We start from the raw sequence: 9,916 nt of genomic DNA, 5'->3' as shown, positions 1-9,916 counted from the left end.
CGAACGGCAGCCGCACTGAAAGTCGATCTTCTTTATCCCGGCACAGGCGGTGGGCGTCCAGCCCCTCGGCCACGATGTCCCCGACGGTCATCCGGGGGTTCAGGGATTAAATCAGTGTTTCCTTAGAAAACACTGATTAAGTCGTTGAGAACTGTCAACCGTATGGGCTCCCTTCAGCGTATGAAACTTCATCAGGCCGCGCGAAGCGCGTGGGGCTTGGGGCGTAGCCCCATTTTAAAATTTTAGGGAAGCGCTGAAGGATACCCTTTATTGATGTTCCTTGATTGCTTTCAACAACTTTTGAAGATTAATCAGCGCTTCCCTTATATTAGCGTTATAGTGGCGTTATCTTGGAGGCGTATTATAATGAAGACGTTCAAGATGTCTCGACCTGCGTCCGTATTGGCGTATTCTTGAACGTGATGTGTTCTTGAATAGTGGTGTATTCTTGGGCTTGAATAGGAGATGGCACGATGAAGACGATGCAGCTGAAGGGATTGCTTTTTTTTGTGCTGGCGTATGGGGTGCTGGCGTCGGCGGGGTGCGGAGGCGGAGACTCTGAGGAGCAGGGGATCTCGGGGCCCGCGCCCAACCCTTACCTCTCAGCTCCGCTCTATGGCACCACGCACTTTGACCCTGCCCAGAGCGACTCCACCCCCTACGGTCCCCCAAAGGGCTCCTTTACCATTGACCCAGTGCGGCAGCCCATCTCCTATGGCGGACCGGTTAACATCATCACCCTGGCCTCCACTTCTCCCCGCTTCATGTGGGGCGTGGGGAGCGACCGCGTCGCCTACATCAACGCCGCCGAAAAGCAGTGGGCAGAGGTGGCTCGGCTCGACGCCCCGGCCTACCTCTCTCCGGACATGGGTCCCGTGGCGCCGGGGGCGCACAAGACCATCGGGGAGATGAGCTTTGAGGGCAAGACCTCCCGGGACATACACCAGGTTTTCGTGACGAACTACGGCGCGAAATACAACGCCCGGCTGGCCAACGGCGTCTACTCTGTGGTGGACAAGGACAATGTCCTCTACGCCACCTACGGTTACGGCGTCTACGCTTTCGCTCTAAAGGACGCCGCAAATCCCGCGGCGGGCATCGAGGTGCGCCACAGCATCGCAGACGCGGCGGACGCCATCCAGGGAGCCGGGGCCAGAGCGGTGCTTTATGGCCTGAATATGACCTACGACGGACACATCATCCTCAACTTCGAGAATGGCGTCTCCGTGCTGAATCGCACCCTGGACGCAGCCTCCGCCCAGACGATCCTCTTCCCCGGAGAGCACACCAGCAACTCCCTGGCCGTGGACGAGAAGGGAGGCATCTACGTGGTGACCAACAAGAGGATGCACAAACTGGTGTGGACCGGAAGCCGGCTCTCGGACGCAGAGGCCGACGGCGCTTGGTCTTCCCCCTACGACGCCCCGGAGGACGCTGTTCCTCCCATCGTAAAGTTTGAGCCCGGTTCCGGCTCCACGCCGACGCTGATGGGGTTCGGCAAGAACGCCGACAGGCTGGTGGTCATCACCGACGGCTCTCGGAGGATGAATCTGGTGGCCTTCTGGCGCGACGAGATACCCCAGGACTTCGTGCAGCAGGACGGCACTCAGTCACGCCGGATCGCCGGTCAGATCCCTGTGACTTGCGGCTACAGCCAGCTCCCTACGTGGATTCAGTCCGAGCAGTCCGTGGTGGTCAGCGGCTACGGCGCCTTTGTGGTCAACAACCTGCCCCTGGAGTCCGACACCATGGCGCGGCTGCCCAAGATTTTGGGCGCAGCCACCCTGGGCCCCGTGTATCCCTCTTCCCGGGGGGTAGAGCGCTTCCGCTGGGACCCGAAGGAACATCGCTGGGCGTCAGTCTGGAGACGATCCGACGTATCCTCCACCAGCATGATCCCCGTCCACTGTCGGAACGGCAACATGGCCTTGGTCAGCGGCTACGGAGCGCAGGGCTGGGAGCTCACGGGCATGGACTGGGACACCGGCGCCACCGTGCACCGCACGATCTTCGGCAAGAGCAACTATGGCAACGGCGCCTACGCCATCCTGCAGTTTCTGCCCAACGGGGACCTGCTCTTCAACAGCCTGGTGGGCCCCTACCGTGTGAGCTACTGACTTTCGAAGGTCCTGAAGACCAGGGAGCGCTGATTTAATCAGTGCTTCCCTAATATCCTGCGAAGGGCTCCTCCCTGTGGCACGCCACGAGGTGGCCCGGCGACACCTCGCGGAGCTCGGGCCGAAACTGCCGGCACCGTTCCTCGGCCTGCGGACAGCGCGGGGCGAAACGGCAGCCGCATTGAAAGTCGATGGGGCTCCCCACCTCTCCCTTCAGGCGCACTCGACGGGCGTTCATGGGGTTGTCCGGGTCCACGTCCGGGATGGAGGACAGCAGGGCCCTTGTGTACGGGTGAAGGGGCTCTCCGTAGAGCCGGTCCGTTTCGGCCAGCTCCACCAGCGCTCCAAGGTACAGGACCCCGACGCGGTCCGAGATGTGGCGCACCACGGCCAGGTCGTGGGCGATGAAGAGGGACGTCAGCCCCAGGTCCTCCCGCAGGTCCACCAGGAGGTTGACGATCTGGGCCTGGATGGAGACGTCCAGCGCCGAGATCGGCTCGTCGCAGACCAGAAACTCCGGCTCTACGGCCAGAGCCCGCGCGATGCCGATGCGCTGGCACTGCCCCCCGGAGAACTCGTGGGGGTAGCGGGAGCGAAACTCCGGCCTCAGCCCCATCCGCGTGAGGAGGCGGCAGACCCGCTCCTCGCGCTCTTCTTTGTCCCGGCACAGGCGGTGGGCGTCCAGCCCCTCGGCCACGATGTCCCCGACGGTCATCCGGGGGTTCAGGGAGGCGTAGGGGTTCTGCAGCACGATCTGCGCCCGCTTCTTGAAGCGCAGCCGATCGGCTCCCCTTGCGGCGTGGACGTCCAGCCCGTCGAAGAGCACGGAGCCGGACGTCGCGGGGTGCAGCCCCAGGACCGTTCGGCCCAGCGTACTCTTGCCGCACCCGGACTCCCCGACGAGCCCCAGGGTCTCCCCGCGGAAGACCTCAAAACTGACGTCGTCCACCGCTTTGAGAGTCCGTCCTCCGGGCAGCCGGAAGTACCGGCAGAGGCGCTCCACGCGCAGCAGCGGGACGCGCCCCCGGGTCGTCTGTGTCATGCCGCCCCCTCCTTCCGTCCGGCCTTGGGACACCGTATCCCCTCCGGCACGGCGACGTGGGGCGCCATGGGATGGCGAAGCCAGCACCGCACCCGGTGCCCCGCCTCCAGAGCGGACCCCGAAGACGGAAGCAGAAACTCAGGCGGCGCAGCGCGGGTGCAGACCTCCATGCAGTAGTCGCAGCGCGGCGCGAAAGGACAGCCCCGCCGCCCGCCCGGCGCCTCCAGCAGGTCGGGCGGCGTCCCGGACAGGGAGTAGAGCGTGGAGCGGCCCGATCCTCCCGGACACGGCACGGAGCGCAGCAGCGCCCAGGTGTAGGGGTGGGCGGGCTTGCGGAGCAGCTCACGCTTGGGAGCGCTCTCCAGTATCTCGCCCGCGTACATCACCTGAATTCGGTCCCCGACCTCCGACGCGACGCCCAGGTCGTGGGTGACCAGCAGGACCGAGAGATCGAATCTCCGCTGCAGCTCCCGGATCAGGTCCAGGATGTCGGCCTGGGTGGTCACGTCGAGGGCCGTCGTGGGCTCGTCCGCGATCAGGACGCGGGGCATCCCGACCAGGGCCGAGGCGATCATGACGCGCTGGCGCATCCCGCCCGACAGCTCGTGAGGGTACTGTCTCACGCGCGTCTCCGGGCTGGATATCCCCACGGCGTGCAGCATCTCGAGCACCCGAAGCCGCCTCTCCGGGCCCCGCAGCTTCGTGTGGAGCAGCAGGGGCTCCTCCACCTGCTCGCCGATCGTCAGGGTCGGGTCCAGCGAGGTCGACGGGTCCTGAAAGACCATCGCCAGGCATCGGCCCCGGACGCGCTGCATCTCCCGCTCCGTCTTTCCCAGGAGGTCCTGCCCCAGGTAGAGGATGCGGGAGCTTTCCGGGACTTCGGCCACGTCGTCCGGCAGAAGGCGCATCAGGGCCCGCGCCGTCATGGACTTTCCGCAGCCCGACTCCCCCACCGTCACCAGCGTCTCACCGGCGCGCAGGTCGAAGGAGACGCCCCGGACGACGTGGAGGCGCCCGTCGCGGACCTTCAGGTACACGTCCAGGTCCCGAACCTCGATGACCTTTCCGTCCACGGCTCGCTCATCCATCTCGACCATCGTTTTTTCGTTTGCGCCGACCACGGCTCAGTCCCTCGCGCGCGGGTCCAGCGCGTCGCGGAGCCCGTCGCCCAGCATCTGGAAGGAGAGCATGGTCAGGCTGATGAAGAGCGTGGGGAAGAAGAGCTGCCAGGGGTAGAAGAGCATCTGCTGCTGCGCGCCCGACGCCAGCGCGCCCCAGCTGGTCATGGGGGGCTGGATGCCCAACCCGATGTAGGACAGGAAGGCCTCACCAAAGATGAAGAGGGGGATGTCGAAGGTGACTGCCACGATCATGACGCCCATGATGTTGGGGATCAGGTGCTTCCAGAGTATCCGCCACGGCGAGGTCCCCAGGGCCCGGGCCGTCAGGACAAACTCCTGCTCCCTGATCTGGAGGACCTGCCCCCGGACCAGGTAGGCCATATTGCACCAGCCCGTCAGGGTCATCGCGATCAGCAGGCTCGCCATCCCGCGGCCCAGGATCAGGGAGACCAGGACCGCCAGGACCAGGTAGGGGATGCTCGACAAGACGTCCGCCAGGCGCATCATCGCGTTGTCGACGGCACCGCCCAGTCCCGCGGCCACCCCGCCGTAGAGCAGGCCCACCAGGATGTCGATCAGCGCGCCGACCAGCGCGACGATCAGCGAGACCCGGCCCCCCACGGCAACGCGGGTGAAGAGGTCGCGCCCCATCTTGTCCGTGCCGAACCAGTGGGCCGCGGAGGGCCCCAGGTTCTTCTCGGCCATGTTCAGCGCCTCGTGCCCGTAGGGCGTCAGCGCCGGCCCCAGGACGCAGAGCGCCGCGACAAAGGCCAGGAGAGCAGCGGACAGGAGGGCTGCCCGGTTCCGCTTCAGCCGGCGCCAGGCGTCCTGCCAATAGTTCACGGAGGGCCTCGAGGCGAAGGGCGCCTCGTCGGGTCGTTCGACGAAGCGAAAGTCCTCCGGGCAGAACCCTTCGCCGTCCCCCGCCTCAGCGGGGCACCAGTTGGGACGCGGCTCCATCACGAGGCCCCTCCGTCGCGCGCGAAGCGGATTCGGGGGTCCAGAAAGCCGTAGAGGAGGTCCACGGCCAGTATCGACAGGATGTAGAGGGCCGACAGAAAGACCGTCTGCCCCATGATCAGGGTGTAGTCCCGGTCCCCCACCGACGAGACGAAGTAGAACCCCAACCCGGGCACGGAGAAGAGGCGCTCCACCACGAAGGCCCCGCCGAACATCAGGGCGATCTGGGGCCCCAGCAGGGTCACGATGGGAAGGACGGCGTTGCGCAGCACGTGCCTGCGGACCAGGTGAAAGCGGCTCATGCCCCTGGCCCGGGCGGCCAAGATGTAGTCCTGGCTCAGGACGTCCAGGCAACTGGCGCGCATGAAGCGGGCGTACTGCGCCGTGGAGTAGAAGGACAGGGCCAGGGCCGGAAGCACCACGTGGGCGAAGCCTCCCCACCCCGTGACGGGGAACCAGCCCAGCCGCACGGCCAGAAAGTACTGGAACAGGGAGGCCAGCACGAAGTTGGGGACGGACACCCCCAGGATCGCCAGGAGCATGACGGCGTAGTCCAGAGCCTTTCCGCGGTGAAGCGCCGCCACGACTCCCAGCGCGACGCCCAGCCCAGCCCCCCACAGGATGGACGTCAGGCCCAGCACCCCGGACACGGGGGCGTAGCGGGCGAGGATGTCCCCGACGCTCCGCCCCCGGTAGCGCAGCGACTCGCCGAGGTCCCCCTCCGTCAGCAGCCGCTTCCAGAAGAGCCCGTACTGCTCCAAGAGCGGCCTGTCGAAGCCGTAGCGCTCGAAGGTCTGCCTGCGCAGGGATTCGGGCAGCTTCTCGGTCATGGCCTCGATGGGGTTGCCCGGCACGGAGTGGATGATGAAAAAGGTGGCGCTCGACGCCACGAACAGGGCGACGAGCGCGTAGATCAGTCGTTTGAGGACGAAGCGAGTCATCTATAAATCCTGTTGTCCCCCGGCGCTACTTCTCGACAGAGACGGTCTTGTAGAGCATCGCGGTGAAGGTGGGCGCGGCGTACCCCTTCACGCGAGGATGGACGCAGTCGAAGCCGGCGCTGCAGGGCTCGCCAAGCCAGTTTACGGTCAGGGCGTTCATGATCCACAGGTAAAGCACGGACGCCAATGCGATGGTCAACCTTTTTTTCATCGTTTTCCGTCTCCTTCCAAGCGGTTCGGCAGACACAGCGGACCGCAGGCAATTGGCTGAAAAGAGGTCAAATCCCGTTATCTCAGCGCTGTTCCGCAGCAAGACAATGAGGAGTCCTGAAGGTGAGGACCTCTATCGAGTCCGGCCTTCTGCACCTCCGCTAAAATTCGTCGCCGCCTTTCCATTAGGTAGGACCACTTCCTAAATATTTCCGTAAAACAGCGGTGCGCCAGGGCCGATCGGCAATTTCAAGACGAACCAGAGGCTCAGCATCAGTATCCAGCCGACCAGCAGGGCAATCGAATAGGGCAACATGGTCGAAAGCACCGAACCAATGCCGGCCTTCTTGTCATATTTTTGGAAGTAGGCCACGATCATCACGAAGAAGGGCATCAGGGGCGTGATAATGTTCGTAGCGGAATCACCGATGCGGAACACCAGCTGAGTCAGCTCCGGCGCATACCCCAGGTGCATGAACATGGGGACGAAGATCGGCGCCATCATCGCCCATTTGGCAGTGTCCACGGGGATGAGCAAATTGATGAAAGCCGTGACGAGGATAAAAACCCAAAGCAACGGCAGACCGACCAGGCCGACGCTTTCCAAAAAGTGGGCACCCTTGACCGAGATAATGATGCCCAGGTTGGATTTGTTGAAGAAGAACGTAAACTGCGCGGCGAAGAAGAGCAGGACCAAAAAGCTCGATATCCCGGCGATGCCCGTTGACATGAGATTCGTGAGGTCCCGGCTGGACTTGATCTTGCCTGAGGCCACGCCATAGGCAACTCCTGGAATGAGGAACAGCAACATCATAAAAAAGATGATCCCGCTCATGAAGGGCGAACCCAGCACCTGGCCGGTTGTCGGATTTCTCAGTAAGCCTCCGGAGGGGACGATCAACAACAGCATGACGACGACATAGATCAGAGCAGCGAAGCCGGCAGCACGCATTCCCTTTTTTTCATCCAGCGTCAAGTCCTGGACGCGCGCGTCCTCCTCCGGCTGGTAAAGAGGGAGGTGGGGTTCTACGATATGGTCCGTGACCCAGGTCCCGATCAGGACGACCAATACCGTCGATGCCACCATGAAGTACCAGTTTCCCGTGGGCTGCACTACGTAGTCGGGGTTCAGGATGTTTGCCGCCTGAGTCGACATGCCCGCGTAAAGCGGGTCGTTGCTCCCCAGGAGCAGATTGGCTGTCCAGCCGCCGGAAACGCCGGCATAGGCTGCAGCCAAGCCCGCAATGGGATGTCGATTGCAAGCGATGAAAGTGACAGCTCCCAGTGGAACGAGCACCACGTATCCCGTAGAGGAAGCCACGTTCGACATGACCCCCAGAAAGACGATCATGGCGGAGATAAGCGCTTTCGGCGTCTTGGAGACGAGTTTGCGGAGCAGGGCGTTGAGCATTCCCGTCCCCTCACACACGCTGACGCCAAGGATGATGGTAAAGACCGTTCCCAGGGGGAAAAAGCCCGTGAAATTTTTGATCACGCTGGTGACCATATAGTGGAACCCCTCGAGAGAGAGCAGATTATAGGCCTGCGCGTGAATGGTTTCGATCGTTCCCGTCGCGCTGTTGACGCCCTCGTAGCTGACCGAGACTCCCGATTTTGCAGTAAAGTACGACGCCGCTATCGTGAGCGCCGTCAGGATAACGAAGAGCAGAGCGGGGTCCGGTAAGGCATTCCCTGCCCTTTCAACAGCGTCCATCGCACGCAAAGTCCACTTTTTTTGCGCCCGTCCCGTCTCTTTCATGCAAAAAACCTCCCTGCGTTCTCCAGCCCCTGTAAAGCGTCATCTCTCGACGGAGACGGTCTTGTAGAGCATCGCGGTGAAGGTGGGGGCGGCGTACCCCTTCACGTAGGGATGGACGTAGTCGAAGCCGGTGGAATAGGCGTAGGGGGCGATCGTCCCCTCCTCCAGCAGGATGCGCTCCGCCTCCGCGTAGTCCTTCGCCCTCAGCGCCTTGTCCGCGCTCTGCCCCGCTTCCCGGACCAGGGCGTCGTACCTCTCGTTCGACCATCCCGTGGGAATGGTCCGGGTGCCCGTGATCCACAGGTCCATCATGGATGAGGGGTCGTTGAAGTCCGCGTAGTAGGACTTGTAGCCCATCTGGTAGTCCAGGTTGCGGTTGCGCTCCTGAAAGACGGGCCACTCCACGGGGTCGAGCTCCAGGTCGACGCCCAGCCTCGTCTTATAGGCCTGCTGGAGGTACTCCGCGAAGTCCCGCGTGGCGTTGTGGCACATGAGGACGATCTTCAGCCCCTCAGGGGCCTCGCTCATCCCCAGCTCCTTCAGGCCTTCGGCCAGAAGCGCCCTGGGGTCGGGATGGGCCGCGGCCAAGTCCTTAATGGGGTCCCCCGCCAGTTTTCGGAAGTTCTCTCCGTCCAGACCCATGGCCGGCGGCAGCCAGCCCCAGGCGGCCGGATCCAACCCCAGGCTGACGTCCCTGTAGATCTCCTCCCGGTCGAGGGCGAGGCTGAACGCCAGGCGCACCTTCGGGCTGGAGAAGGGCGGAACCGTCTGATTGAAGAAGACGTACTTGGTTTCGGGCATGGCGACGACGTTCTTGACGTATCCGCCCTTCTCGTCCAGCTTCTTCGCCCACTCGACGGAGTAGATGGAGACGAGGTCCAGCCCGCCGTTCTCGAAGTCGCCCACCTTGGCCGACTCCTCGGCGACGACCTTCATCTCCAGTCGGTCCAGCTTCACGTTGTCCGCATCCCAGTAGAGAGGGTTCTTGACGAAGGCGATGGAGCTGTTGTGAACCCAGTCCGCAAGGTTGAAGGGGCCGCAGCCCACGACCTTGTCCGCGTCCGTCCCGTAGGCGTCCCCGAACTTCTCCACGACGTCGCGGCGCGCGGGGAACATGGCTGTGCCCGCAGCGCTCTGCAGCAGGTAGGGGACCGGGTGCTCCAGGCGAACCACGAACGTCCGGTCATCAGGGGCCTCCAGCCCTAGCTCGGAGGGCTGTTTTTTGCCCAGTAGGACGTCGCCCGCGTTCTTGATGAACCGGACCTTCCCGGAGATGGGGGACGCGGTCGCGGGGTCGAGGACGCGGGAGATGCCGTAGACGAAGTCCGAAGCCCGAAGCGGCTCGCCGTCGGCCCACTTCATCTCCCGCAGGCGAAACGTCCAGGTCAGGCCGTCCTCGCTCGTCTCCCAGGACTCCGCGCAGGCGGGCACGGCGACCTCGCGTCCGTCCCGGACGACGATGCCGGTCAGCCCCTCAATGACCTGGGAGGCCACCATGGCGGAGTAGTAGTCGGAGACGCGGGCCACGTTGAAGGAGTCCGGCTCCTCGTCGATGGGAATGCGGAGCACCTGAGGCTCCCCGGCCCAGGCCGTGCCGGCAAAGACCGACGACAGGACGAGGCAGAACGACAGCGCCCACGCGGCGCTCGAACTTACGGTCATGCGTTTCACTCTGTATTTCATCATTACAGCTCCCTTCGTTTTTCAGACCTTTCGAAAGCCCCGGGTTACGGGTTGCCCTCAACACATCTTCTCCTGGATAACCC

General features: G+C 63.6%; 8 protein-coding genes. 1 reads left to right on the top strand and 7 read right to left on the bottom strand.

Features of this window, described 5'->3' with window-relative positions; translation table 11 throughout:
* The first annotated feature begins 473 nt into the window (after positions 1 to 473).
* Positions 474 to 2,117 carry a hypothetical protein gene (locus tag SY1_RS01925; RefSeq protein ID WP_015556003.1) on the top strand — a complete coding sequence of 548 codons (1,644 nt, stop codon included), beginning with the start codon at positions 474 to 476 and terminating at the stop codon, positions 2,115 to 2,117.
* 49 nt (positions 2,118 to 2,166) lie between these two features.
* On the opposite strand, the gene SY1_RS01920 is transcribed toward SY1_RS01925, so the two are convergent.
* The 7 genes from SY1_RS01920 to SY1_RS01890 all read right to left on the bottom strand — a co-directional run bounded on the left by SY1_RS01920 (position 2,167) and on the right by SY1_RS01890 (position 9,836).
* Positions 2,167 to 3,159: an ABC transporter ATP-binding protein gene (locus SY1_RS01920; RefSeq protein ID WP_015556002.1), complete on the bottom strand. Its 993-nt coding sequence runs from the start codon at positions 3,157 to 3,159 to the stop codon at positions 2,167 to 2,169.
* Complete coding sequence (locus tag SY1_RS01915; RefSeq protein WP_208872577.1) at positions 3,156 to 4,247, bottom strand: ABC transporter ATP-binding protein; 1,092 nt, start codon at positions 4,245 to 4,247, stop codon at positions 3,156 to 3,158. Before SY1_RS01915 ends, SY1_RS01920 begins: the two co-directional genes overlap by 4 nt.
* Before the next feature lie 36 nt (positions 4,248 to 4,283).
* The gene (locus tag SY1_RS01910) at positions 4,284 to 5,240 is read right to left on the bottom strand and encodes an ABC transporter permease (protein ID WP_015556001.1); all 957 of its coding nucleotides are present in this window, start codon (positions 5,238 to 5,240) and stop codon (positions 4,284 to 4,286) included.
* Positions 5,240 to 6,181 carry an ABC transporter permease gene (locus tag SY1_RS01905; protein WP_015556000.1) on the bottom strand — a complete coding sequence of 314 codons (942 nt, stop codon included), beginning with the start codon at positions 6,179 to 6,181 and terminating at the stop codon, positions 5,240 to 5,242. Before SY1_RS01905 ends, SY1_RS01910 begins: the two co-directional genes overlap by 1 nt.
* A 25-nt stretch (positions 6,182 to 6,206) precedes the next feature.
* Positions 6,207 to 6,392, bottom strand: coding sequence for a hypothetical protein (locus SY1_RS01900; RefSeq protein WP_015555999.1), 186 nt, complete (start codon positions 6,390 to 6,392; stop codon positions 6,207 to 6,209).
* 201 nt (positions 6,393 to 6,593) lie between these two features.
* Complete coding sequence (locus SY1_RS01895; protein WP_015555998.1) at positions 6,594 to 8,150, bottom strand: AbgT family transporter; 1,557 nt, start codon at positions 8,148 to 8,150, stop codon at positions 6,594 to 6,596.
* A 39-nt stretch (positions 8,151 to 8,189) separates the two neighbouring features.
* On the bottom strand, positions 8,190 to 9,836 hold the full coding sequence (locus SY1_RS01890; protein WP_015555997.1) for a peptide ABC transporter substrate-binding protein: 1,647 nt from the start codon (positions 9,834 to 9,836) through the stop codon (positions 8,190 to 8,192).
* Positions 9,837 to 9,916 lie beyond the last annotated feature (80 nt).

Source organism: Fretibacterium fastidiosum (genome assembly GCF_000210715.1).
GTDB classification, from domain to species: Bacteria; Synergistota; Synergistia; order Synergistales; family Aminobacteriaceae; genus Fretibacterium; species Fretibacterium fastidiosum.
This window is presented reverse-complemented; position numbering and strand designations above follow the sequence as displayed.